This is a genomic window from Dyadobacter sp. HNCC25DJ185 (genome assembly GCF_056895195.1).
On the sequence record NZ_JBXHAR010000004.1, the window covers coordinates 464,937 to 491,012 of the forward strand.

Genomic DNA, 26,076 nt, shown 5'->3' on the forward strand with positions numbered 1-26,076 from the left:
AACTGTCAATATCGACGCTGCCTACCAGAACGACGGCTCCACTGTTGTCCCTCCTCCGGTCCTGCAGTCTGCACAAGAAGCAGGCGCTGCAAACACTGAATCAGATCTTATACCATAATAATTCAACAGCAATGATGTTGTTGTCTTCGCGCATTCCTCCTGCGGCACGCATCGGATCGGAAGCGTATCAGGGGCGGTACATGTGGGATAAGACCCAAGGCGTGGCGTGATGATGATCCTTTTGGACTCTTCGGTCGACGCACTGAAATACCCGAAAACAAGTTCTTTGTTGTTGGCCGTATTCACGATATTACCTGTAACCTGCGAGGGTAGCGGATCAAAAAGGCTTCCTGTCCCCTGCGTAGTTTTTGCCAGGCTGGTCCAATACTCAAATGCCTCCTTCGACAAACCATATTGTTTCACGATAATACTGTACTTGATATACAGCTTGTTGGTAATAACAGGAACGATGTTCAGCGGTAAATTTTTGATGACATCACTGCTCAACTTGATCGTACTGCCCAAAAGAATGCTGCCTGACTTTTTGCTTGACCAGCAGCGCGAAATGTCCTGTTTCCTAGTTACGACCTCATCATCGACTATCTCCAGAATGGATGCAAATGCGGAACGGTATTCCCATGTTTCCTCAAATTTCCAGCGATAAAACTTCGTCCTGCTCTCAGCATCATGGGTATTGACGTAAAAAATGACCGAGTTCTGGACGGGGTCCAGCTTGTAGGTCAGGCTGTCAATGGGGGGCGTAACGCTCACTGCGACATATTCCGAGAGATATTCCTGGCCATCACGCGTCTTAATCCGTAACCGGTATTTGCCGGACCGATTAAACGCGCGTGGCGGTAAAAGATACAATCCTTTACCTGATTCCGTAAAAGCAAAAGATTCGCCGTTCTCTACTTCGGCCGTAAGCTTTGCACCAGTCTCAATAACCGGGGTAGCAGTCGCGTTCACGTTTTGAGTCCTGCGCAATTCAACCCTGCTTGTGTCCCCACCTACATTTAAAAAACCATCTACCACCAGATAACCTTCGTCCGAATTCACCTCCGGTGGAGAAAAGGGCTCAATGCAGCTGTACATCACAACAAATGAGATGCCCAACAATAATATTAGGATTAAACGCTTGCCCTTCACATGATCATAGTTAAGCTTTTTGTATTCATATCGTCTGTCTGCTACCAGAATGACGGTCTAACGGTTGTTCCGCCTTGTTCCCTGCAATCCGTACAGCTCGGTGGTGCGCCCAGGATATATTCCGACCTAAGCCCTCCGTACGACATCAGCAACGAAGTTGTTTCCAGTGCACATTGCCTGTTGCTAAGCGGGTTGCAAACAATATCGAAGGTATCTGGCGCAGCGCAAGTTGGAAAAATCCCCAAATGCGGTGCTATGGTTAATCTTTTTGTTTCCTCCGTTGAAGCACTGAAATATCCGAAAACGAGGTCGTCGGAATCAGTCGTGCTTTGAATATTACCTGTAACTTGTGAGGGTTGTGGATCAAAAAGGCTTCCAGTGCCTTGAGTGGTTTTCGAGAGATTGGTCCAATACTCGAATGCCGCGCGGGTCAGTCCATATTGTTTTACCAACACACTATACTTGATAAACAGCTTGTTCGTAGACACCGGCACCCTGAATAGCGGAAGATCTTTGATTACATCGCTGCTTAGCTTCACGGTACTTCCAAGCAAAATACTGCCCGATCTCATACTTCCCCAACACTGGTTAATGTCCTTTTCACGTGTGACAATTTTTTTATCTACTACCTCCAGCGTAGAAAAGTACGCTACGCGGTATTCCCAGGTCTCTTCAAATTTCCACCGGTAAAACTGCGTCTTATTTTGTGCATCATGGGCATTTACATAAAAGACCATAGCATCCTGCCCGGAATCGTATCTGTTGGTGATACTGTCTATCTGAGGTGTCACGCTAACGGATACATAATCGGACATGTATTCCTTCCCGCCCTTTGTTTTAACACGCAATCTATACTTGGCGGCGGTGTTGAACTGCCTTGGTGCCAAAATATGAACGCCTGAACGCGCCTCACTGAAAGGAAATTTTTCACCGGATTCCGACTCTACCGAGACCGTGGCGCCGGTCTCAATAGTTGCTTCCGTCAACTGATTAACATTCTGGGTCCTTCTCAGTTCAATCCGGCTGGTGTCGTTCCCCACATTCAAGAACCCATCAACTACCAGGTAATTCTCGTCGGAATTTACCTCAGGCGGCGAGAACGGCTCAATACAACTATATAGTGAGACCAGGAATGCCAGGAAAAGAAGTTTTCTCAAATGCCTCATCGCGAAACTCAAAACCGGAAATTATAGGTGATAGTAGGTATTGGCTGACCAAAGATCGAAAGCTGATACCCGTTGACTTTTCCTGCAACAGTCTGGAAATAAACAGAAGTCGGGTTTTTTCGTCCCAATAAGTTATAAACAGCCAATGTCCAGGAGCTATGCGCCAGCTTTTTGATCCGATGGTTGCCTTCAATGTTCATGGCGAGGTCTGTTCGGTAGTAGTCCGGGATACGGAACTGGTTTCTGTCGGCGTAATAAACTCGCTGCGCTCCGTCAATCAGGTATTTCCCGATGGGCGGCGTGTAGGGGCGCCCAGTACTGTAAGTAAAATTGAACGACAAGCTGAAACGGTGCGAAAACTTGTAATTGGATATCAATGTGAAATCATGCGGCTTATCATAATTGCTTGGATAAAAGTTACCGTTGTTAGGCGCGTCGGGAGAATCCCTGTCCACGGCGCGTAGCAATGTTCTAGAATATGTATAACCCAGCCAGCCATTCAGTTTTCCAGTCATTTTCTTGATCATAAATTCAACGCCATATGCTTTAGCCTTCGTGTTGATCACCGCGGCTTCAATATTGTGGTTCATGATCAATGAGTCGCCACCTTTATAATCCAGGAAGTTTTTGATGTTCTTATAATAACCTTCAAGGGAAACCTCAATTTTGTTACCTCTGAAATTCCGGTATAAACCAACAGAGAACTGATCCCCTATCTGGGGCTTGATATACGGATCGCTCAGTTTCCAGATGTCCGTCGGCGAGACGGTCATCGTGTTGGTGAGCAGGTGGATGTACTGGCGCAGCGTATTATAGCTGACTTTAAGTGACAGGTTATCAAAAACGCTGTACCGTACCGACGCACGGTATTCGGGCCCACCGTAGGATTTGATCTTTTTCCCCGATTTATATTCCTTCACACCTTCCTGGTAAATATAGTCGATCGGGAAACCGGCAAGGTAGGTATTGATCGTTTTGGGTCCAAGGTATTGGAAGAAGGAATAGCGAATGCCGGCGGAAATAGACAGGCGGGGATTTACTTCGAATTTATCTTCAATGTACAGGGCGCTTTCTGTCGCTTGCTCCGCCTCTAATTCATCCAGCAAGATCAACGATTCAGCTCCCTTTGGCTGGAAAGAACCTGGATGTAGTTTATAGTAAATGGTGCTACCTCCAAATTCCAATGTGTGCCGCTGGTTCAGCTGATAGCTGAGATCGGCTTTGAAGTTCGATTGATTGATATCAAATTTTAAATCAAACGAATTCAGCGGCAAACCAGCCGCTCCCATGGCGTATTGGTACTTGCTGTGAGAAGCTGTGAGCACCCCATATAACCTCGAATTAAATGTGTGTTTCCATTTGAGGGCACCCAGCTGATTCTGGTAAGAATACAAAGTGTCACCATAAAGCCTGAAACGGTCACTGCTGACGTAGCCTGTCAGAAACAAACTGTTCTTTTCGTTGATTTCGTGGCTGATGTGCAGGTTAACATCGTAGAACGACGCTGAACTTTTGTTATAATTTTCGTTATCCAATGCTCTGATCACCCAGTTGGAATATGTGGAACGCCCCCCCAGCAGAAAGGATGTTTTGTCTTTCACAATAGGGCCTTCCAATGTAAGCCTGCCTGTTACCAGGCCAATCCCGCCCGAAGCCACGAATTTTTTCTTGTTGCCGTCCCGGCTATTGATATCAAGTACTGACGAAAGTCTGCCCCCGAATTTGGCGGGAATTGTGCTTTTGTAAAGTTCCACGTCCTTTAAAACATCAGGATTAAATGCTGAGAAAAAGCCGAACAAATGTGATGGATTGTAAATGACCGCATCATTGTATTGGATCAGGTTCTGGTCGGTTGACCCACCCCGGACATTCAGACCGGTACTATTCTCTCCGACAGATTTGATGCCCGGTAACGTCAGTATGGTACGCAGCAAATCGGTTTCCCCGAACACAGTCGGAACTTGCTTCAGGTTTTTAATGGTCAGCTTTACTGTCCCCATCTGCGTTCCGACAACGTTTTTGTCCATACCTGCCTTTACCGAAACTTCTTTAAGCGCGATCACGCTCTCCCGCATTTCGATATCCAGTTTTCCGTCCGAATAAAGCACGACCTGCCTTTGCGTTTCACGCATTCCTGTACTTTTGATCCTGACGATCTGCTTGCCTCTCGGTATGGTCAGTGCGTAAAAGCCGAGGGCGTCGGTTGTAACTCCTATGGAGGGAGAAGTAATAAAAACAGCCGCGCCGATCACTGGTTCGCCGGTGATCGCATTGCGTACATACCCGGTAATGGTAGAATTACCCGGTGTGATCTTGTACTTGCGAATACCTATATCATGTACTTTGCTTTCGGCAGTTGAAAGCAATTTTTCTTTCAGATCGCTTTCCGGGCCGGTATAGGTAATCGAGTCATTATCACCCGCTTTATCGGGCTCAAAAAGACCTGGTGTAAGCTGCGTGATGATCCGTTGGCCCTGTGTGATGTATATCCGTTTCTGGTCATCGATCGAATATTCAAACTCCGATCCCCTGAAAACCTGGTCCAGCGCTTCCCGGATTGTCAGGTCTTTGATGTTGATGTCCAGCGTGAGGCTATCGAACTTGGTGGCGTCGTAGTAGAAAAAATAGCCGGTTTGGGCCTCCGCCTGTTTTACAAATTCATCAAAGCGTGCTGAGTCAAGACGCATGGTAACCTTTTTCTCAGCTGCATTTTGTGCTTGGACAATGCTGAAAACAGAAGCTGCGCAGAATAAAAAGATCAGGAGTAAAGGTTTCTTCATGGTTTGGCTAGTTCGTCGTACCTGGCGACAATTTTGGCTATGGCAACTTCTTTGTTTTTGCGAAATTTGATTTTTTCGTCCCTTAAAAACTTACGTAATTCCTTTTTACGCTCAGGGAATAAATTGAAGACGCTTTTTTTGGTATGGACAGCGTTATAGTGTCCATCGTTGAAGACATAAAAGAAATTTTTCTGAGGATACAGTGAAATGACCCTTTTATCGACAATCTTTTCCTGCCTAGATTTGGTCCTCCGCACAATCAGCCTGGACTTTCCATCGTACAAAATGTCATAAAATCCTGTCCGCATCTGCTCGTTGAGGTTTTTCCCAGCTTCGAGACGCGCGAAATAATGATTGTCCAGAATGAAGTAATCAACCTTTTCAGATTGTATCAGGATATGATCCCCGTTAAAGTGCTTGATAACGAGCTCGTCCTTGAAAATGTCATACAACAATGGAATACTGTCAAATCGTTGCCCGTCATAGTAAACGACTCCGTTATGCCATTTTCTTTGATTGAAGAACTGAAATTCCTCCTGGCGGGCATCATAAACGTAATATTGCCGGCCATTGTAAAGATTTTGGGACATGGCCGTAGCCTCTTTATAAAAGGAAACCGGAAGGGAAGCAACCTGTTCGCTTGCAGCATTTGTCTGAGAAGCCTGACCAAATGACTGCCAAGAATGATACAATAAAAAAAAGAAAACGGTCGTAGAAATACGCATGCAGGTGGAGTTTTTACCTATTACGACAAAAATCGGGCTATTTGTTGCAATATATATATTATGTACTTAAAGATGTGGACATGAGTTACATACTTCATTGCAAAAAAAATTATTTCTAGGGCGCGCTACTCATCCCCAAATGTATATTTAACCCTAATTTTGGCACCAACTATGACTGGGTACAGGTAATGTGATAACTTTGGCCCCGTTTAATTCACACATCATAAATCACTTAATTTCCCCTTTATGAAAATTCTGATTACGGGAGGTGCCGGTTTCGTGGGTTCTTCGCTGGCTATTTCATTAAAAGTAAACTACCCCGACTACCAGGTTTACGCGCTCGATAATTTGAAACGCCGCGGTTCCGAATTGAACCTGAGCCGGTTGAAAAAACACGGCGTGGAATTTGTTCATGGGGACATCCGAAATAAAGAGGATTTCGATTCAATTCCCGCAGTGGATACGGTCATTGAAGCATCGGCCGAACCATCGGTACTCGCGGGACTTGATGGCACTCCCGATTATCTGATCAATACAAACCTGGTGGGGACCGTCAATTGCCTGAACTATGCGTTGAAACATAAAGCCGGTTTTATTTTTCTTTCAACCAGCCGGGTTTACCCAATCAAAACGATTGAAACGCTGAACTTTGTAGAAGAAGAAACAAGGTTCGCCCTTTCGGACGACCAGCCTGTTGCAGGCGTTTCCTCCAAAGGCATCGCCGAGGATTTTCCATTGAATGGTGCTCGCTCACTTTACGGTACAACAAAGCTGGCATCCGAGTTGATCATCCAGGAATACAATGAATTTTATAAACTCAAAACAGTGATCAACCGCTGCGGTGTTATTACCGGACCATGGCAAATGGGTAAGGTAGACCAAGGTGTGATGGTGCTTTGGATCGCCAAACATTATTTTGAACAACAGCTGGGCTACTTCGGATATGGAGGCACCGGAAAGCAGATCCGTGATATGTTACACGTAGCCGACCTTTATAATCTGATCGACTGGCAGCTTCACAACCTGGACAAAGTCAACGGTGAAATATTAAATGCGGGGGGCGGATTGGAAAGCAGTGCGTCATTGCAGGAACTTACCAGGGTTTGCCAGGAAGTAACCGGCAAAACCATCCCAATTAAAGTGGTTCCTGAAAATCGTACTGCTGATATCCGGCTTTATGTAACAGACAACACCAAAGTCACCTCGCTTACTGGCTGGAAACCGCAAATTGGAATCCGGCAGATCGTGGAAGAAATCGCTGCCTGGCTGGCCGAAAACGAAAAAGACCTGGCCCCGATCCTAAAATAAATCGGGAATAAAAAGTAAAGGCTGCTGTCAGAAACAAAGTTATGACGGTAGCCTTTGTTATTTGGATAACGGATGATCGTTTGCACATTGCATCACGCCGAGTTGAATCATGAAAATAATCGAATGTCCGCGCGACGCCTGGCAGGGACTCCACCCATTGATACCTACCGAAAAAAAAGCTGCATACATTAATCAGTTATTAAAAGTTGGTTTCGATACCATCGATTTCGGAAGTTTTGTATCTGCGAAGGCAATGCCTCAGGTGAGCGATACGGCCGACATCCTGGACAGGCTTCTTATTGATGAAACGTCAACCCGCTTGCTTGCGATTGTTGCGAACGAACGTGGTGCAACGGAAGCCTGCAAATACGAACAAATTGCATCTCTGGGATATCCATTTTCCATTTCCGAAACATTTCAATTGCGAAATACCAATGCAACGATTGGAGAATCTTTGGAACGGGTAAACCGTATCGCCAATTTGTGCGACCGATACAACAAACAACTGGTCATTTACATATCCATGGGATTTGGGAATCCTTACGGCGACCATTGGAGTCCGGATATCGTGATGGACTGGATTCAAAAACTTGCTTCGCTTGGAATAAGCGTATTTTCATTGGCAGATACCGTGGGCATAGCAGAGACAATTGACATCGAATCTCTCTTTTCCCAGGTCATACCCCTTTTCCCGCAACTGGAATTTGGCGCGCATTTTCATACAAAAGCGGAAAGCTGGCGTACGAAAATAGAGGCTGCGTATGGTGCCGGTTGCCGACGTTTCGATGGGGCGCTTTATGGTTATGGTGGCTGCCCTATGGCTCAGGACCACCTAGTGGGAAACATGCCAACCGAAAGATTGATTGATTTTGCAGAAGAAAAACAAGAGACATCTGGCATTAATCTTCAAGAATTGCAGCTGGCACGCACCATTTTTCTTGATCTGGTCAAAGGCAGCTAAAAGCAAACAAGCCGGAATGTCATATCCCGGCTTGTTCATTAATGTTTTTCATAACATTAGTTACTGACAAACTTCCTTTTGACAATCGCCAGTAAAGCTGTCACCGCCTCTCCGTTAACATCCCAGGCGTATTTCGAAGCGTATCGGTGCCAGATCAGATTCTCGGCCTCCTCAAAGCTTTTCACGGCATCCAGTTCATAAACTGCCTTGTCGAAATGCTCACTGTTCTTATTGAAAAGCTGATTTACGAACATAAACCGCTGTCCTAAAGGAATGGATCCAGCAATGCTTTCGACTTTAACCGGAACGCTGCCATAAGCCTTCTCATCGGAATGCTTGGGAAGATCCACCTTAAAACGGTTATTCAAGGAGTCCCTTTCAGAAGCATTGGTTTTAGCAACAATTTCGCCAAGTATTGTCGATGCCGGCTCTGCGCGTATCGGTCCGGATGATTTTGGCCTGGGCGGTTCCAGTTCTGTGAACGCGGAATCGAAAAACGATTTTGACTCGCTCTTGTTAACTGTCACACTTTTGTTGATTTCTGCTATTTTCAATTCCTGCAAATTGATCGGAAATACGCCTGAAAATTGAACAAGGTGCATATCCACGTCGTCTATCAGGTCCGCATTGTCCTTCAATTCATACAACCAGCTTACGGCTTGCGTTTGGTACACCGAACTGGATCCGCTGTCCGTCAAACGCCCCAGCATGGCTTCGGCCAAACCACGGTGGATATGGGTATACTTCAGAAGCTGTTCCGCTTTTTCGTGGGTAAACTCAGCGTCCGAATTGGCTCTGATCTTATCCTCAAAATAACTGGCGGGCGTTAACAGCAGTTTTATTGACTCTTTCACTGAATCGCTCAGCAACGGCTCAAGATCCGACCGCTTTACGGCGATGTGCTGGGAAGCAATGTTCATGAAATCCTCCAATGCCTTTTTCACATCTTCATTGGCAAAATCAAAATAAGGGCTGCGGAATGCTTCGGCATTGCCTTTCCATTCCTCAAAAAGGCGGTTGAGTATGCCCAGATTCACTTGCCTTACCGGTGTGAGTTTTAGCAAACCGGCCCCATTAACGAAATTCTGCGATTGGTAAACCTCATTTAAAACTGTTGTGGTGAACCTGGCAGCATATTGGTTGAGTGCGTTTATATTCAAATTATCCGGCATAACGAATAAGAGCTTTTTAGAACGATCGTGTTTAAAAAAAATATGTTTGATTTGTAAATATAAACAAAATTGACCGGTAAGCGGGCCGATACGACACCAAACATGTTCCTTGAACCATCACATAAAAGAGAAAATCAACACCCGCGGACCGGATGGATCGAAGTCATTTGTGGCTCCATGTTTTCAGGAAAAACCGAAGAACTGATCCGTCGGCTAAACCGCGCCAAAATTGCCCGGCAAAAAATTCAAATTTTCAAACCTGCTCTGGATAAACGATACCATGAGGAGAACATTGTTTCTCATAATGAGAATTCGATCCGCTCGGTGCCCGTCCATTCCGCCTCGCAAATCACGGGGCTGGCCGAAAATTGCGAGGTAATCGGGCTGGACGAAGCTCAGTTTTTTGACGAAGGTATCGTTGACGTCTGTAATGATCTGGCCAATGCAGGCAAAAGGGTAATCATCGCCGGGCTGGACATGGATTTCAAAGGGAAACCCTTCGGATGCATGCCGCAATTGATGGCGACCGCAGAATACGTCACTAAGGTTCACGCAATATGCATGGTTTGTGGTGAAGTAGCCTCCCACTCCTATCGCCTCTCTACCTCCGGCGAACGCGTGCTTTTGGGAGAAACAGACTTATACGAAGCACGGTGCCGACGATGTTTTAATTTAGGTGAAAATGCCTACGCATAGGAGATATCGTGCATCATGACCACAAAAAGGCTGCTATTTTTTTCAGTTACCTTCAATCTCCTGCTGGTTGGCACATTCATCGCGCTCGCTTACATGTACCGTGATAAGATAGCACAACGATTTGTCACCATGAAAGGCCATCCCACGATCGTGATGTATGGAAATTCAATCACCGCCCAGGGCAAGTGGGTTGAGCTGCTACATAGGACCGATGTGATGAACAACGCGCTCCCCGGACAGACTACTTACCATTTTCTACAATTAATTCAGTCTCATGTTGTCGACCTTCATCCAAAAATCTGTTTTGTGAAAGGCGGGATCAATGATATCACAGTAGGAGTAGCCCAGCGACGAATTCAGGAAAATTACAAAACGATGCTGGAAATCCTGCTCCGAAACAAGATCTTGCCGGTGGTAACGCTTACGCTCTACGAGCAAAACGACCCCATGAGCAAGATAGAAGTAGATTCTCTAAACCGCTTTCTAATTAGTTACTGTTCTGCAAACAGGATCAGTTACATTGATCTTAATAAATTCATATCAGATTCAACCGGGCTTAAAGCTGAATATGCGGTCGACAAAACCCATTTAAATGAAAAGGCTTATAAAATATGGGCGGGGGAAATTAAGCTGGTTCTCTCAAAAAAGAGAATCTGAAAGGGTTCTTAAAATGCAAAACGGCTGCCCGAATGGGCAGCCGTTTTGCATTTTAATCAATTTATATTTACGCGCTTACCTGATTCATCACCTCGGTTTGCTTACGAATTGACTCCATGTGGACCAGCTTAAAAAGTTCATCTACAAGGTTTGGATAAAGGTTCATGCTTTTACCCCAGCCGGCACGTGTTTCCAATACTTCACGGAAACGATCAACCTGATAAGCTGCTACATTGTTATCACGCTTATATTCAGCAAGTTTCTCTACCAAAGCCATGCGTTGTGCCAATGTTTCGAGCATTTCACGATCCAGGTGGTCAATTTTGCCACGAATAATTTCCAATTGGGAGGCGTAATCGCTTCCATAAGATTCTTTACGAACATGCAGATCATGCAGCATCTGGCCAAGTGCCGCAGGGGTCAATTGTTGTGAAGCGTCTGACCAAGCCTTATCCGGATCACGGTGAGATTCGATGATCAAACCGTCGTAATGAAGATCCAGCGCACGTTGCGCAAGCTCATATAAATAGGCACGTTTTCCTGCCATGTGGCTTGGATCGCCGATTACAGGCAATTCAGGAAAAAGTGTTTTCAATTCAATAGCAATATTCCACATCGGAGAATTGCGGAACTTGGTTTCCTGAGCATTGGAGAAGCCTCTGTGAATAGCTCCCAATTTTTTGACGCCAGCCTGGTTAAGGCGCTCCAAAGCACCAATCCACAGTTGCAGATCCGGATTAACAGGATTTTTAACGAGAACAGGAACGTCCACGCCTTTCAAAGCGTCAGCGAGTTCCTGAACATTGAACGGATTAACGGTGGTGCGGGCTCCTACCCAAAGTATATCAACGTCATATTTCAACGCCAGTTCGATGTGTTGAGGATTTGCGACCTCCACTGCAACAGGCAGTCCAGTTTCTTTCTTTGCCGCCTGAAGCCATGGCAAAGCCGCTTCGCCCATGCCTTCAAAACTTCCGGGTCGTGTTCTTGGTTTCCAAATTCCTGCACGTATCACATGCGCAAATCCTTCTTCCTTGATCTGGGTTGCGGTTTCCAACATTTGTTCCTCGGTCTCTGCACTGCAAGGCCCGGCGATTACCAAAGGCTTGCCTTCGGTATTGATCCAACTGCTCAACGGAAGGATATCTAAAGAAGCATTCATATTCAAAAACTTGTCCTTAGTAAAATAGATAATTGTAATATTTTGACCCGGTATTATGCGTATTTCTGGGATTGACGTACATTTGATGCCATAAAAGTCGAATTAACTCCCTAATGGATACTACCTTCTTCCTGTGGTTTTAAATAAGAACGTTAAAATCTCACCTAGGAAAAACGTGTAATAAAAATGGCATATCCCTCACCAAAAGACCAAATACCTGTATTTTTTGAAGATACCTCCGTCGCTTTTGCTTCGAAATCTGACGCCAAACTGAGGAAAACTTACTGGTTATTCAGCCTTATGAATCAGGCTCGAGTGGTAAATTTAGGCACTTTTTTTATAAAGCTTGCACTAAAACTTAACTTACCTATAAAAAATCTCATCCGGGCAACCATTTTTGAACAATTCTGTGGAGGTGAGACAATTAACGATTGCAATGCCACCATTTCGCTTCTGGGCAACTCTGGCATTGGCACGATCCTCGATTATTCGGTCGAAGGTGAAGATAAAGAAATCAGTTTTGAAGCCACGGCAGCAGAAATCATGAGAACCATTGAAAAGGCTGCTTCCTCTACAAACATTCCATTTTCTGTTTTCAAAGTGACTGGAATCGCATCTGCCGACTTGTTGGAAAAAGTTCAACGAAAGGACTTGCTTTCCCATGAAGAGCAAGGATCTTTAGACAGGATAAAAGCCCGTGTTGAAAGACTATGTAGTTACGCTCACGAAAAGAACGTACGGATTTTTGTGGACGCCGAAGAAAGCTGGATACAAGGGGTTATCGACGATCTGACCTATCAGATGATGCAAAAGTTCAATAAGGATAAAGCCATCGTGTACAATACATACCAATTGTACCGCCACGAAACATTGGAAGCGCTTAAAACTGCCTATTTAACAGCACGTCAAAAAGGATATTTTGTTGGAGGGAAACTGGTAAGAGGGGCCTACATGGAGAAAGAACGGCTGCGGGCGAGAGAAAATGAATATTTCAGCCCGATTCATGCAACCAAACAAGCAACGGACAATGATTACAACCTGGCGGTCGACTTTTGCCTGGATCATATTGAACACATATCTATCTGCCTAGGGAGCCATAATGAATACAGCTCCCAATACTGCGCTGCCAAAATGAAAAAGCTTGGAATCAGTAACAACGATGACCGGATTTGGTTTGCTCAGTTGTTGGGAATGAGCGACAATATTTCCTACAATTTGGCCAATGCTGGCTATAATGTTGCGAAATATGTCCCTTACGGCCCCATCAACGCCGTTTTACCTTACCTGATCCGCCGCGCAGAAGAAAACACCTCTATCGCAGGCCAAAGCAGCCGAGAGTTTTTATTAGTCAAAAGTGAATTGAAGAGAAGAGGAATCGGTTCTTTATAAGTATCTTATTACTTTCGCGTTCTTACAAGTTGTCAACAGTTTTCAAAGGGAATGAACCAATCCAGAAACCCAGCGCCTTATTTGCTTTTTAGTATACTGCTCATTGCTGTTGACCAGGCTTCTAAACTTCTCGTACACCAATACATGGAACCCGGCTTCTCAGGGCAAATTGCGCTGATCGGGAACTGGCTTAAATTACATTACGTGCTCAATCCGGGCATGGCGTTTGGAATGCAGCTGGGCCATGAATACGGCAAGCTTTTCCTTACTTTGTTCCGGCTTGTCGCCATGATAGCCATTGGCGGATACATGATCCATCTTGCGCGTGTCGGTGCATCCAAAGGGTTGCTTTGGGCGCTGGCCATGATTCTGGCAGGAGCGGTAGGTAATGTGATCGACAGTACCTTCTACGGAGTGTTTCTGGGTAATGCCCCTTACGGCTCTCCTACCCCCTGGTTTCATGGGCAGGTCATTGATATGATTTTTGTTGATTTTTGGGAAGGTTTTATACCCGACTGGGTACCCGTTTGGGGAGGTCAGTATTACTCTACCCCTATTTTTAACATAGCCGATTCCTGCATATTTATTGGGGTGTGCAGCATCCTTGTCTTTCAGGGAAGCTTTCATTCGTCAGGTGCTCACGTTGAGCAAGACGAACCAGAGGCTAAGGTTGTTGATGAAGTTAAAACTCACACCCAAAGCGAGGAAAACACAACGGAATTTGGGAAAACGGATCATACTCATCCGGAAATTCCAACGACTTTACCTTCATCTGCAACCAGCGAACTCGAAGGTGACGGAAACGAAAAAGAGAGCTAAGAGCTCTCTTAATGTGTCAAAAACCAATATGATTAATTTTCGTCTTTGGTGAATGGAACAAAATCCTTGAACGCCTTCTTAATGGCATTGTCCGTTGCCTCTTTCTTATTTTCCCAATTTGCGTCCAGCTCCAAGGCAACCAAACCGCTCAAATTCATCAAAGATTTAAATTCGTCAAGCTTTCGGATAAAATCCGGCTGACGACGGGCAGACTTTTGAGAATACTCCCGGGCAAAAACATCACCCTTGTTCTGCAACTCATTTTTCTTCTGCATCACATAGTTAAAACGATCCAATAGTCCATTCACTGATTTTCCAATTACCTCTGTTGCTTCCAGTGTTCCCACCGTAGCCACGGTTGTTCCTCCAATCGTTGTGATATAGCCCCTAGTATTCTGGTTTGTCTTCGCAATAACCGGGGCCAAACCGGTGGTAGCACCCAATGAAGCGTTCACAAGAGACCTGCTGCGCTTTCCTTTCTTCGCCCTCGAATAGGCTCTTTTCAATTCACCTTCCTTCTCAGTCATTTGTTCCAATAAACCCCACGCATTGACCAATGCCCCGCGGTATAAATTATATACAAAATTATCGCGGAGGCTCTCATCAACCGTGTTCTTAATGACAAATTTCACAGTCCTTTCCTTTTTGTTTTGGGCTTTATCCAAAACATAGAAGGTGATATTAAAAGCCAGCGTATCAAATGGATCCTTTACGAAATCGAACCCGGGCTCCCAAATAAACTCATAGCTGGTAGGCGAATTCTTCACCAACGCACTGGCTGGCACCCTTCTGTTTTCAGAAATGAAGTTAAACGTGGAGATATCATCTTCCCCGTTCGGATCAGACAAAGTGAACCTTAAATTGATCCGGTTGTTCTCGGGGCTTCTGATGACTGAATTTTGAGGTATGATGGTAAAATCCGGCGACAGATCCATTTGTGTAGCGTCCAGCTTCAAACGACCCTTTGTCCGGGCTTTGGAAGGCTGGTCTTCAACAAAGAATTCCATATACCTCGGTCCTTTCTTCAGAATATTAAACTGGCTGATCGATGGCTCCCAGGTTATTTCGCCAGCAGCAGTCAGCTTCATTCCTTCTGGCATTTCGTCGAGGATTGGGACAAAAATGATTGGATCCCCATCCTGATCACGCACCGACCCCATATCGATCTTATAGACATTCTGTGTCTTATATTGAACATAGAAAGGCTGTAATTCGTCAACCTGAGGAGGACGATTGACATGGTTTACTTTGAAGACAATTTCTCTTGAGACCGTTTCACCTGCCGCTGTCTGAGCTTCAAAGACGACAGGAAAATTCTTTGTCGTATTGATCCGATCCGCGATATCGTATCCAGGTGTCCATACAAAATGACCTAGCGAATCAAACTTCATGTCCTTCGCCTGACCACTCGCAATACTATATCTCACCGAATCGCTTTTACCACCCCTTATTTGAAGATGAAAATTGATCTCTTTTCCCTCCTGTAAAATGTTCCATTCCGGAGCGTCAGGAAATATGATTTGCAACGGGCCAGCAGACACACTCTTCATATTATCCTGTCCTTGCGCCTCTAAAAACAAAAAAAAGGTAGAGAGAAGTATCAGTATTTTATGAACATTTTTTATTGGCATAACTTCGAAAATATAATTAATTCAATGGGTTTCGGAATCCTCTGATCTAAACGCAAAACTAGCAAATACTATATAGAAAGCCCTGGTAATACTTAATAAAAATGGAGCACGGACAATTGCGCTTTTTACCGTCAAATCAATTTGTATTTTTTAAATATTATACTGATCCCCATGTATGATAGAAATCATGTAATGGCAACAGCGAGTCCATTAAAATTTTAAATGCAAAAAACCGGAGAGCAGCCATTTAAAAGACTGCTCTCCGGTTTTTTAAGTTCAATATCTCCTATTATTTTTTCTTAGGCGTTGTTGCGGGAGCTGCCGCTGGTGGTGTTGTAGCAGGCTTGGTCGGTGTTGCGGAGGCAGGGGCTGCCACCTCAATTTTATCAGGATCAACACCTAACTTTCTCAAAATTAAATTGGTTGCGTTGTTTTCCTCTGAGGCAGCAAACAAAATAATTGGAGTAGTACCAGCGCCGGCATCCATATTTAATATGTAAAGAAACCCATTTTCCTTACCCACTTCCTGAATAGCATTGTTCACTTTCGTCAGGATCGGTTCCAACAGCTGCTGCTGCTTAGTTTGCAAAGAAGTTTGCGCGTTATTCTGCATTTCCTGAATACGGGTTTGCAGGTTTTGCAATTCTTTCTCTTTATCGGCGCGGATAACCTCCGTCATGTTGGCACCGTTTTTCTGATAAGCTTCGTATTTCTCCTGTGCTTCTTTGTAAGTTTCACCCAATGCCTTGTCCAACTGCGCCTTGGTAACTTCAAGCTGGTTCTGCATTACCTTGCTTTCCGGCAGTTTACTGATCACGTAATCTACGTTGGTATAGCCTATTTTGGTGAGTCCGCTTGCAGGGGTAGTTTGAGCTAACAGAGGGGTGGTGATAATGGTCATTAGGACCAAAAAAGCCATCAATTTTTGTTTCATTGCTTTGTTACTTATTTAAGTTTACTGGTTGTACTTTTTTGTTTCGGTGAGTTTTCAATTGAACCTTGGGCCGGTAATTCCGCCTTTCCCGCTTTGTCATTTGCTCCTGACTTACCAGCTTTGGGATCTATCCCGAGCTCCTCCATCACGTAGTCCGTATAATCATGTTTTGGATTGGTGTAAAGCATGCCCACGTCGCTCGACTTATCGAACATGAAATCCAGCCTCCGCTGGCTGCAAACTTTCGTAACGGCTCTCTGTACTTTTTCCATCACCGGCTTCATGAGCTCTTTCTTCTTCTGAAACAGCAATCCTTCCATCCCGAAAATCTTGCTGTTATATTCTCCCGCTTCCAGCTCTTTCTCCTTGATTTCGTTTTGCCTTTTTCGTTTCAGATCTTCGGTTAGCAAGATTTCCTCAGCCATGTAAGCCCGCTGCATGCGATCGATTTCAGCAAACTTGTCCTGAATTTCTTTGGCCCACTTTTCAGAGAACTTTTTCATCTCCGTTTGCGCTGCCTGATACTCGGGCATTTTACTAGTTATGAACTCCATATCAGTGTACCCTATCTTTTGGGAAAATGCCACTGATTTACATAGAATTGACAAAACTAGTAAAATAAAAAACTTCTTCATGCCAAGGGGCTAATAATTTGCAAACTTCTTAACGACAATACCGCTGGAATATTATCTTATTTGCTGGCCTATGGTAAAATGGAATTGAGGTCCGCTACGCTTTGGATCACCCTGAATTTTGTCAAATCCATAACCCCAATCGATACCAAGCAGACCAAACGCTGGCATAAAAATCCGGGCACCCACACCCGCAGAGCGTTTGAGATCAAAAGGATTAAATTCTTTATAGGTACCCCAGTTATTTCCGCCCTCCGCAAAACCCAATATGAAGATTGTTGCTTGTGGATTTAGCGATACCGGATATCTGAGCTCCATTACATACTTATTGTAAACAATTCCTCCTCCCGAAGCTGGATAGCCATTCTGCGCCAGCGGGCCCACTTTCTGGTCTTGATAACCCCGTAGGCCTATAATATCCTGATCTGCCAATGAGAATGATCCCTGACCCGCCAGACCGGATCCACCAACGATGAAGCGACCAAAAGGACTATACCCTACTTTGCTGCCGTAAGCGCCCAGGAATCCCATGTGAGCACGGGTGCTCAAAACAAGTTTACCAGTGATTGTGGCGTAATAACTGGCGTCGAACATCCATTTGTGATATTCCACCCAACGGTATGTGTCCGTTTTATCTGTAAATTCTTTTTTCCTCAATAAAGAATATGGGGGTGTAAATGTTCCGCTCAGCGAAATGTTACTCCCGCTTCTTGGAAATTGAAAATCACTTAATGTGTTTCGTGAGATCGTTGTATTGAAGGATATATTATTGGAAGATCCCGTGCTATAACCAATCCTGAAGATATCAAGACTATCCAAACGGTATCTCTGATAGGACAAGGAATGCGTCATCACCAAGTTTCTGTCTGGCTCTTTTAGACGACGTCCAAGCGAAACGGTTATACCATTATTAAAATAACCGCCCCGGTAATTGATACTCCTCGAACCAGTGCTCCCTCCGTACCCGTAAATGGAACTGTAATCCGTCATGCGATAAACGGTACGTTGCAGGGACACTCCGAAGTTGATAGGCTTTTTACCCCCCAGCCAGGGTTCACTGAATGACAGCGAATAGGTCTGGTATTGCTTGCCGTTGGCTTGAAAACGCAATGACAATTTTTGGCCGTCGCCGGATGGCAATGGGCGCCAGGTTTCACGATTCGGAATGTTTTTAAGTGAAAAATTATTAAAAACAAGGCCCAGAGTACCTACGAAACCAATGTAGCCACCCCAGCCGCCCGAAAGCTCTATCTGGTCGGAAGGCTTTTCTTCCACGGTGTATTCAATGTCTACCGTGCCGTCAGCCTGATTCGGAATAGGATTAATCTGAATTTTTTCAGGGTCAAAATATCCCATTTGAGATAGCTGACGCTGGGTGTTGATGATTTCAGTTTTGCTGAATTTCTGTCCCGGCAAAGTGAAAAGCTCGCGCAAAACAACCCGATCGCTCGTCTTTGTATTTCCGTTCAGGAGAATGCGGTTGATTGTAGCTTGCTTACCTTCAAACATCCTCAGTTCAACGTCTATAGAATCTCCTTCTACAGCTTTTTCGGTGGGCTCACAGCGGAAGTACAGGTAACCGTCATCCATGTAAATGGAACTGACGTCTGAACCAGGGATTCCGTTGATCTTTTTATCCAACTCCTCCGGATTGTAAACATCCCCTTTTTTCACGCCCAACCGGTCGCTCAAATATTGAGAAGGATACAGGTAATTTCCAGACCAGGTGATGTTCCGATAAAAATACTTGGCTCCCTCGTCAATTTTCATCTCGATACTAATCGTCTCATCGCCATTTTTGATGGTGTCAAATTCGATAGCGGCGTCACGATAGCCGTTTTTACGATAAAATGCGATTAGCTTCTCTTTATCCTCGTCGTACTTCTTAGGAATATATTTGGAGGGGTTAAAAAGCCTTCCGATTCTTTTCTGCTTCGTACCTTTCATTTTGCGTTTCAGCAAACGATCGCTGATAGCAGTATTACCTTCGATATCGATTTTCTGAATTTTCACCTTCTTACCTTTGGTGATGGTGAAATTCAACGTCGCCTGTCCACGTGTAGAATCTGGTATTTGCAGCACCTTCACTTTGGTGTAGTAAAAACCTTTATCCATGTAATATTTCTTGATGACAAGCTGTGTGTTTTTGATAATGGTCGGTGTGATCACCCGTCCTTTGATCAATTTCACCTTGTCGTTCAATGTCTCTCTTTCGCCTTTGCGTATTCCGGAAAATGAGACTTTATAGAGCCTTGGACGTTCTTTGATATGGATATTTAACCAAATCTTTTCGCTCTCGATTTTGGTAGCCAGAATCTCTACATCATCCAGTGTTCCGAAATCCATCATTCGTTTTACGGAAGAGCTGATTGCCGGGCCTGGGATACGGATCTTATCCCCGGGTTTTAAACCCGAAATAGATACCATTGAATTGGGATCAAGGAACTGTGTTCCCGATACTGTAACTTCTGCGATCGTATATTCTTTTGGATTCGCCGGATCAATTCCAAGATTGGCAACCGGAGCGGCAGGTTTGCCTACTGCACCCAACCCTACCCGTTGTGCGTTTGCCGATAAGCAGCAGCAAAAAATCAACAATGCGGAAAGACCTTTCAGACGTGCTAATGATTTATTCAAATTTTTCACAAGGTTCATATTATTCAACTTAGCACTATTTCGCTTTAACTTGTTCACCCGTCTTACCAAAGCGTCTCTCTCTGTTCTGATAGGCCAGAATCGCCTCATACAAATGTTCCCGCCGGAAATCCGGCCAGAAAAGATCTTCATAGAAATACAACTCGGAATAAGCCATCTGCCATAAAAGAAAATTGCTGATCCGATGATCCCCCCCAGTCCGTAACATCAGGTCAACCTCAGGGCGGCTTTTTGTCGCCAGGTTTGCCGAGACGACATCCTCATTGACCTCTTCAGGCAGCAAAATGCCTTTCTGTACGTCCGCTGCAATTTTCCTTGCAGCCTGTGTAATGTCCCACTTTCCACTGTAACCCAATGCCAATATTAAATTGAGGCCGGTGTTCTGGCTCGTAGCCTCGATCGCTTCCGCAAGCTGTCTCTGGCAACTCCGGGGCAGGCTGTCGGTATCACCAATCGTATCCATACGAACATTGTTGCTGAGCATCGTAGGCAACTCGTTGCGGATCGACTGAACGAGCAGTTCCATCAATGCTTTCACTTCGAACTCAGGGCGAGCCCAGTTTTCGGTTGAAAACGCATAAAGCGTCAGGAATGACACTCCTAATTCAGCGCAACCTTCGGTAACCTCCCTCACGGCCTTAATTGCGTTACGATGGCCGAATATCCGCGCAGCTCCCTGGTTTTGGGCCCATCTTCCGTTACCGTCCATGATAACGGCTATGTGCTTTGGCAGATTGCCCGTATCAATGAGCTCCTTCATTACTTGTGACTCCCTTTAACCTTTTTTAACAAAATAGAATATACTATATCTCAGGATGTTCTACATTACCGGAGAATTTTCCAAATCCACTGTATCATAAGGAATCACTACGCTCATCAACAGTACGCTACCTAAGGTGATTTCGTGTCGAAAGTTGAAAAAAATCAACATTCTAAGACTCCTAAGTGGCAAAAACTACTCTGATAAACAGTCGCTTAACCTGTAAAAATATCGTTGGGATTTAAAATAGGGGCGCAATTTAGGAATAAGTATCGCCTCTTCAAAATCAATAATCCGCTGTCAGCGGATTATGTAACCCGATTAATTATCAAGAAGATGCCTGATCGCATCCGCGTAAGTGCTTCCACTGGTAACCTGGGAGGCTTTGCGGTCGCGCATGACGATTACAAACTTTCCGTTGAAATGCTTCTGGATTTCCTTGATGTGATGTGAGTTGACGATGCCGGCCCTGCTGATGCGGAGATAATGTTTCGGAAGTTTTTCCTCCAGAGAAGTAAGCGTATAATTGAGCAGGTATTTTTGCCCGTCAAGCGTATTCAGGAAGACATATTTTTCTTCAGCTTCGAAATGCGTGATCTCCGTCATCGGGATCAATAAAATACGGTCGCCCGATTTAACTGACAAAGAAAATATTTCCTTCTTGGGCTTCATTTCTTCCAATAATTTCAGCAGATTCTCGGAATAAGGATTTATGCTGCCAGAGGAATTTGAACCCGCCCTAATGATATTACCGATCTTCTCGATCGTCTTGATCAACCGGTCGTTTTCAACCGGTTTAAGCAGATAGTCCACAGAGTTTTCTTCAAAAGCCCGGATCGCATACTGGTCATAGGCAGTTGAGAACACGACCAAGGGCATCTTTGTAAGTTTTGAAAGCATCTCGAAACCGTTCAAAAGAGGCATTTCGATATCCAGAAAAATGATATCAGGATGATATTTGTCAATCTCTACGAGTCCTTCTGCACCGTTCCTGGCCTCCGATACAATAACGAATACACCTGGATGTTTTTCCAATAACCTTCTCAGCCGGCTCAATGCCAGGGGCTCGTCGTCGATAATGATTGTTTTAAGAGGGAACTGCATGGTATGAATGCGGTTGTTGAATGGCTGACTTCTGAATGGCTATGTTAACTGATTTATTTGGTTCATTGTGAAGTTCAAGCTTCGCATCGTCGCCATAAAGCAATTTCAGTTTGTCCTGAACGCTTCGGATCCCATATCCGGCGCCCATGGTTTCTGGGAACGCCGGCCCGCTGTCATGAACACAAAGATGTAGCCAGGTATCCTTTTCATAAATTTTTACGACAATGGTTCCTTGGTCTGCCATTCGTGAAATGCCGTGCTTAATTGCATTTTCAACAATGGGTTGTAAAATAAACTTAGGAACCTGTAAATTCCTCAGTTCATCGTTTGTGACTTCAACACTAAACTGTAGCCTGTCGCCAAACCTTACTTTTTCTACCTGAAGGTACGTTTCCACCATTTCCAGCTCATTTTCAATAGTATCAAAATAATCGTTGGTTTTCCTTCCGGTCGTGTACCTGAATAGTTTGGAAAGCAGCAAGGTCATTTCCTCGGCCTTATCAGGATCTTCATGGACAAGGCTGGCAATACTATTAAGCGAATTGTACAAAAAATGCGGATTGATCCTGGCCTGAAGTGCATCCAGCTCAGCCCTTGTTTTGAGTTTTTCGAGATTAAGCAGCTGGTATTCCTGATCCGACATTTTACGGGAGATCTGCTTGCCTTCCCTGCTCAGAAAATAGAAAACGTTGGCAATAATGATTGTTCCCCACATATACCAATACCAGGGGGCACTATGGGCTGTTTCCAAAGGGTATTTGGTATTGTAATCGTCCACGATATTAGTCCCAAAAAAGTGGTACAACAACATGCTCCACAGGATGTTCATGAAGAAAACAACGACGGAGAGAATCAGATGCTTCACCAAGAGTCTCTTCAGGATGATATCCAGCCAGAAGGTAAAGCCTTGTGTCAGCAAAATAGTACAAACACCCGCAAACACATTGTTCAAAATGAGGTACTGGTAGAGCTTGACCCTAATCGGTTCATTGGTATAGTAGATTTCCGCCGTGAAGTATACGATTGCATTGATCCCGTATAGTATCACTGCCCCGAGCACCACCGCTACCAAAGTCCCCACCCATCCCTGGTTCTGTATGATACCAATCAGACTGAAATCCTGCCAGCGAAACGACCTTGTCTGGGAAGTAAAGCTGAAATTGGCTCCTTCAACCTTCGCCCCTGTCAGATCTACGTCCGACATGCTGCTGAAACTAAGGTCGGCGTTCCTCAGATCGGCATTTTTGAAGGTTGTGCCGTCAAGCGTAGAAAAACGAAGTTTGGCATTGCGCAAATTTGCACCGTTGAAGTTTATTTCCTTCAGACTGGAAAAACTGAAATCTGAGTTTTCCAGGTTCATATTACTAAAATCCCTGCCATCCAGCGATGAAGCCGTCATGCGCATAGGCTTCCCTTTTTTTTCCTCCATTTGTCCTGCTATATAGGGTGCCATTATTTAGTTTGGGATAATAACCACTCTGTCTCCATTTTGCCCCAGTCGGGATATAGGGCGGTTTGCGGTTTGAACGCCGAAAATTTTTGCTGAGCCTTTTCTAACAATGGCTTGGCTACATTCTTTCCGCCTCCATATTCTTCAGGTGTAAAAAACAAACTTGATCCTTCGAGGTAATATATTCTTGGATTCTCTGGATTGGCGGATTTTGCCGCTTCAAGATACTCCGAAAATCTGGCCCCGTCGTCCTGCCAGCGGTTCATCGGGTCTGCCGCCAGGTGTGCCTGCGACTGGTAGGCCTTCAAAATCAGTAACTCATCGTTCGGCTTACCCAATATGGTTTCCGCATCCTTTAGTAAGGCACTGGCTTTGTCCAGATACTGATCTTTTTCATTGAGGCTGCTGCCGACAAATCCGAGGATCACATTACTATATGCTGCATAATATTTGGGTAACCACTCTTTCGGTTCTGCTGACGCAATTCTTTCAAACCGGTTCGAAATGTCCTGCAGGGTTTTCAGGTCTGGCTTGCCCTTTTCAAGTCCATTGAGTGCCTGGATCCCTTCGGTCATAGCCTTCGTATACCTCTCATTTTGGGCAAACACACTGACGGCCGATAACATCAATACAACTGCGGTAGCTGATAACTTTCTCATTTGTTCCTGATTTAAATTTTACTTGGTTAGAAATCGTTTTTATCCACTTTGGCCTTCCTGGAAAGCATAATCTGCGTCCCGACAAAGAAGCTGCGGTAGCTTTGCGGCCCGACTGCATACCTGGTTTTTCCGTCAGGTGTATAGCGATAGGTGAATATATTCTTGGTGTTCAGGATATTATCAACCGTGGCGTAGAAAATCACCAGGTTTCCCTTGATGCTTTGAAGCTTGCTGGCCTGAATGCTCACGTTATGGACCGCCGGCGTCCGGTCTGATAGAAATTTGTCGGTGTTGGGATTGTAGTAAGGTCGTCCGCTCGTGAACGCATAGGTCATGCTCAGATTTGTCCGGATCTTCTCAAACCATTTTTTAGTAATCAGGCTGACATTATGGTTGGAGATAAAAGTCGGCGTCGCTGCGTTCTCGAATTGCTGGAAAAGGCGCCTTGAATCCACAAAACTATATGTTACCCAATAGTCAAAATTCTTGATAGTCTTCTGGTCTCGCCAGAAAAAATCGAATCCCCGGGCGTAGCCGTTGCCTTCATTGTCAGTAACTCCCCATGGAAAACGATAAGGGTTCGCGTCATAGCTTTCACCCGTAAATTCACGGACGAGTTGTGCATAGTTCTTGTAAAAAGCCTCAATCCTGAAAGTCCTCTGATTCTTAATAATCTGATAGTTCAGAATAAGATGGTCTGCGCGTTCAAAACGCAGGTTTTTATTGAGATACAAATAGCGGTAGTCAGGATTCTGGTAAAACTGACCAGCTGCAAGTGAAAACTGACTGAACCTTCCGGTTTTGTACGCAAAAGATAACCTTGGAGCAAGATTCACCCTTCCAATAACGGAAGAATATTCACTCCTAAGTCCTACGCGACCAGCCAGCTGGCGGGTTACATAAATTTCAGATTCCACAAATGCTGCCGTGTATGCGTCCTTCAAATGATAAAACTGTCCACCGGCGCCATTCCTCAAACGAATAGCATGTGCTTCGCCTCCAAAAAGAATACTGTTATTTCCCGCTAGCAATCTGGTAAGCACCACTCTCGCTTGCGTCCTTTCATCAAACCGGTCAAAATTCACGCCGTCAAATGTCATATCGTCGCTGTTCCGGCTGTATGAAAATCCGGAATTCAGCAACCAGCGGCCCTCATCCCAGGAATCCGTATAAGTGCTGGTGACGAACGCGTTTTTATTGCCAAGCACCAGTCTGGTCTTCCCTGATTCTTTGGAAGGATCTTTGGAATTCATACTCAAATGGCTGTCCGAGTACATTCCGTAAACTTTGAGGATGCCGTTTTTTGTAGGCCTAAGTCGGTAGGTTAATGAAGATCCTTTGAATTCAGGCGCATGCAGCCATTCCACGTTTTGCTTGACCAGCTTAAAAAGCGGTTGGAGGTTTCCGTAATAAACTACCGCGGATACCGACTGATTTTTATTGGCGTAATCATAATTCAACCCTGCATTGGCGAGGTTTAAACTGATTCCCAAACCGTTGTTGCTGGTTTTATCCGTGGTATTGAGCAGCAAAACAGAAGACAATGCCTGGCCATATTGCGCTGAATATCCGCCGGTACTGAAAGAGGTCCCCTTAAACATAAATGGATTGAACCTGCCTCGTGACTGCACATCTGGAAGCGAGCTAAAAAACGGGTTCTGAACGATCATTCCGTCAATGACGACTTTGGTTTCCTGTCCTGAGCCGCCTCTTACAAACAGTCCCTCCTGTTCTCCAACCCTTTGCGCACCTGGTAAAAATTGCATTGCGCCCGTTATATCGGCGGCGGCACCAGCTGTGGTCACAATATCCAGTGGTTTCAGCATAGCCATTCGCTTTTCGTCTGACGCTTCAAAAGCGCCAGCAGTGATCACCACCGTATTCAATTCATTGGGCAGTTCTTCCAACCTGATGGTTACACCTGCCCCACTTTCCTTCAAATTGATTCTTTGCTCAAAGCTTTCATATCCCACAAAACTGGCCGCCAATGTGGCTGTATCTTTTTCAGAGGTCGTGAAACTGAAAACACCATTGGCGTCGGTAGTGGTGCCGTCATAAGTGCCCTTTAAAAACACATTGGCGCCAGGCAAAAGATTACCCTTTTTGTCAGTAACCTTTCCATTGACCGCTTTCTGGGAAAAGGCTAGTGGAGATATGAAAAACAGGAGATAATAAAAAAGCTTCATGGCTAATAGATCCGTGTTACTATTGACACAAATCTATTGGCCATGAAGCCTTATGTTAAACGATTTCCGACGAACTACCAG

General features: G+C 44.8%; 21 protein-coding genes. 6 read left to right on the forward strand and 15 right to left on the reverse strand.

Features of this window, described 5'->3' with window-relative positions; translation table 11 throughout:
• Window positions 1–21 precede the first annotated feature (21 nt).
• From AC1XUF_RS13785 to AC1XUF_RS13800, 4 genes are all read right to left on the reverse strand, one after another.
• The gene (locus AC1XUF_RS13785) at window positions 22–1,116 is read right to left on the reverse strand and encodes a DUF4249 domain-containing protein (protein ID WP_483342385.1); all 1,095 of its coding nucleotides are present in this window, start codon (window positions 1,114–1,116) and stop codon (window positions 22–24) included.
• Window positions 1,117–1,190: 74 nt separating this feature from the next.
• Complete coding sequence (locus AC1XUF_RS13790) at window positions 1,191–2,306, reverse strand: DUF4249 domain-containing protein (RefSeq protein WP_483342386.1); 1,116 nt, start codon at window positions 2,304–2,306, stop codon at window positions 1,191–1,193.
• Between the two features lie 17 nt (window positions 2,307–2,323).
• Window positions 2,324–5,095 (reverse strand): TonB-dependent receptor domain-containing protein, encoded by a 2,772-nt coding sequence (locus AC1XUF_RS13795; protein ID WP_483342387.1) that lies wholly within the window; start codon window positions 5,093–5,095, stop codon window positions 2,324–2,326.
• Window positions 5,092–5,820 carry a hypothetical protein gene (locus AC1XUF_RS13800; RefSeq protein ID WP_483342388.1) on the reverse strand — a complete coding sequence of 243 codons (729 nt, stop codon included), beginning with the start codon at window positions 5,818–5,820 and terminating at the stop codon, window positions 5,092–5,094. Before AC1XUF_RS13800 ends, AC1XUF_RS13795 begins: the two co-directional genes overlap by 4 nt.
• Before the next feature lie 246 nt (window positions 5,821–6,066).
• Here AC1XUF_RS13800 and AC1XUF_RS13805 point away from each other — a divergent pair, with 246 nt between their 5' ends.
• Together AC1XUF_RS13805 and AC1XUF_RS13810 are read left to right on the forward strand one after the other, a co-directional pair.
• The gene (locus AC1XUF_RS13805) at window positions 6,067–7,128 is read left to right on the forward strand and encodes an NAD-dependent epimerase/dehydratase family protein (protein WP_483342389.1); all 1,062 of its coding nucleotides are present in this window, start codon (window positions 6,067–6,069) and stop codon (window positions 7,126–7,128) included.
• 109 nt (window positions 7,129–7,237) lie between these two features.
• Window positions 7,238–8,089, forward strand: a complete 852-nt coding sequence (locus tag AC1XUF_RS13810) for a beta/alpha barrel domain-containing protein (RefSeq protein WP_483342390.1) — start codon at window positions 7,238–7,240, stop codon at window positions 8,087–8,089.
• A 56-nt stretch (window positions 8,090–8,145) separates the two neighbouring features.
• Here AC1XUF_RS13810 and AC1XUF_RS13815 read toward each other — a convergent pair whose 3' ends face one another.
• On the reverse strand, window positions 8,146–9,261 hold the full coding sequence (locus AC1XUF_RS13815) for a hypothetical protein (protein WP_483342391.1): 1,116 nt from the start codon (window positions 9,259–9,261) through the stop codon (window positions 8,146–8,148).
• A 102-nt stretch (window positions 9,262–9,363) separates the two neighbouring features.
• Here AC1XUF_RS13815 and AC1XUF_RS13820 point away from each other — a divergent pair, with 102 nt between their 5' ends.
• Both AC1XUF_RS13820 and AC1XUF_RS13825 read left to right on the forward strand, forming a co-directional pair.
• The gene (locus tag AC1XUF_RS13820; protein ID WP_483342392.1) at window positions 9,364–9,957 is read left to right on the forward strand and encodes a thymidine kinase; all 594 of its coding nucleotides are present in this window, start codon (window positions 9,364–9,366) and stop codon (window positions 9,955–9,957) included.
• Between the two features lie 15 nt (window positions 9,958–9,972).
• Complete coding sequence (locus tag AC1XUF_RS13825) at window positions 9,973–10,614, forward strand: GDSL-type esterase/lipase family protein (protein ID WP_483342393.1); 642 nt, start codon at window positions 9,973–9,975, stop codon at window positions 10,612–10,614.
• 67 nt (window positions 10,615–10,681) lie between these two features.
• On the opposite strand, the gene AC1XUF_RS13830 is transcribed toward AC1XUF_RS13825, so the two are convergent.
• Window positions 10,682–11,776, reverse strand: coding sequence for a chorismate mutase (locus AC1XUF_RS13830; RefSeq protein WP_483342611.1), 1,095 nt, complete (start codon window positions 11,774–11,776; stop codon window positions 10,682–10,684).
• Window positions 11,777–11,962: 186 nt separating this feature from the next.
• Here AC1XUF_RS13830 and AC1XUF_RS13835 point away from each other — a divergent pair, with 186 nt between their 5' ends.
• Together AC1XUF_RS13835 and AC1XUF_RS13840 are read left to right on the forward strand one after the other, a co-directional pair.
• Window positions 11,963–13,165 (forward strand): proline dehydrogenase family protein, encoded by a 1,203-nt coding sequence (locus tag AC1XUF_RS13835; protein ID WP_483342394.1) that lies wholly within the window; start codon window positions 11,963–11,965, stop codon window positions 13,163–13,165.
• Between the two features lie 51 nt (window positions 13,166–13,216).
• Complete coding sequence (locus AC1XUF_RS13840) at window positions 13,217–13,984, forward strand: lipoprotein signal peptidase (RefSeq protein ID WP_483342395.1); 768 nt, start codon at window positions 13,217–13,219, stop codon at window positions 13,982–13,984.
• 32 nt (window positions 13,985–14,016) lie between these two features.
• On the opposite strand, the gene AC1XUF_RS13845 is transcribed toward AC1XUF_RS13840, so the two are convergent.
• From AC1XUF_RS13845 to AC1XUF_RS13885, 9 genes are all read right to left on the reverse strand, one after another.
• Window positions 14,017–15,615 (reverse strand): hypothetical protein, encoded by a 1,599-nt coding sequence (locus AC1XUF_RS13845; RefSeq protein ID WP_483342396.1) that lies wholly within the window; start codon window positions 15,613–15,615, stop codon window positions 14,017–14,019.
• Between the two features lie 289 nt (window positions 15,616–15,904).
• Window positions 15,905–16,549 (reverse strand): OmpH/Skp family outer membrane protein, encoded by a 645-nt coding sequence (locus tag AC1XUF_RS13850; protein ID WP_483342397.1) that lies wholly within the window; start codon window positions 16,547–16,549, stop codon window positions 15,905–15,907.
• An 11-nt stretch (window positions 16,550–16,560) separates the two neighbouring features.
• Window positions 16,561–17,184: an OmpH/Skp family outer membrane protein gene (locus AC1XUF_RS13855; RefSeq protein ID WP_483342398.1), complete on the reverse strand. Its 624-nt coding sequence runs from the start codon at window positions 17,182–17,184 to the stop codon at window positions 16,561–16,563.
• Between the two features lie 51 nt (window positions 17,185–17,235).
• Window positions 17,236–19,836: an outer membrane protein assembly factor BamA gene (gene bamA, locus AC1XUF_RS13860; RefSeq protein ID WP_483342399.1), complete on the reverse strand. Its 2,601-nt coding sequence runs from the start codon at window positions 19,834–19,836 to the stop codon at window positions 17,236–17,238.
• Window positions 19,837–19,852: 16 nt separating this feature from the next.
• The gene (locus AC1XUF_RS13865; RefSeq protein WP_483342400.1) at window positions 19,853–20,596 is read right to left on the reverse strand and encodes an isoprenyl transferase; all 744 of its coding nucleotides are present in this window, start codon (window positions 20,594–20,596) and stop codon (window positions 19,853–19,855) included.
• Between the two features lie 321 nt (window positions 20,597–20,917).
• Window positions 20,918–21,700: a LytR/AlgR family response regulator transcription factor gene (locus AC1XUF_RS13870; RefSeq protein ID WP_483342401.1), complete on the reverse strand. Its 783-nt coding sequence runs from the start codon at window positions 21,698–21,700 to the stop codon at window positions 20,918–20,920.
• Window positions 21,684–23,153 (reverse strand): histidine kinase, encoded by a 1,470-nt coding sequence (locus tag AC1XUF_RS13875; protein WP_483342402.1) that lies wholly within the window; start codon window positions 23,151–23,153, stop codon window positions 21,684–21,686. Before AC1XUF_RS13875 ends, AC1XUF_RS13870 begins: the two co-directional genes overlap by 17 nt.
• Complete coding sequence (locus AC1XUF_RS13880; protein ID WP_483342403.1) at window positions 23,153–23,809, reverse strand: hypothetical protein; 657 nt, start codon at window positions 23,807–23,809, stop codon at window positions 23,153–23,155. Before AC1XUF_RS13880 ends, AC1XUF_RS13875 begins: the two co-directional genes overlap by 1 nt.
• A gap of 26 nt (window positions 23,810–23,835) precedes the next feature.
• Window positions 23,836–25,995: a TonB-dependent receptor gene (locus AC1XUF_RS13885; protein WP_483342404.1), complete on the reverse strand. Its 2,160-nt coding sequence runs from the start codon at window positions 25,993–25,995 to the stop codon at window positions 23,836–23,838.
• Between the last annotated feature and the right edge of the window lie 81 nt (window positions 25,996–26,076).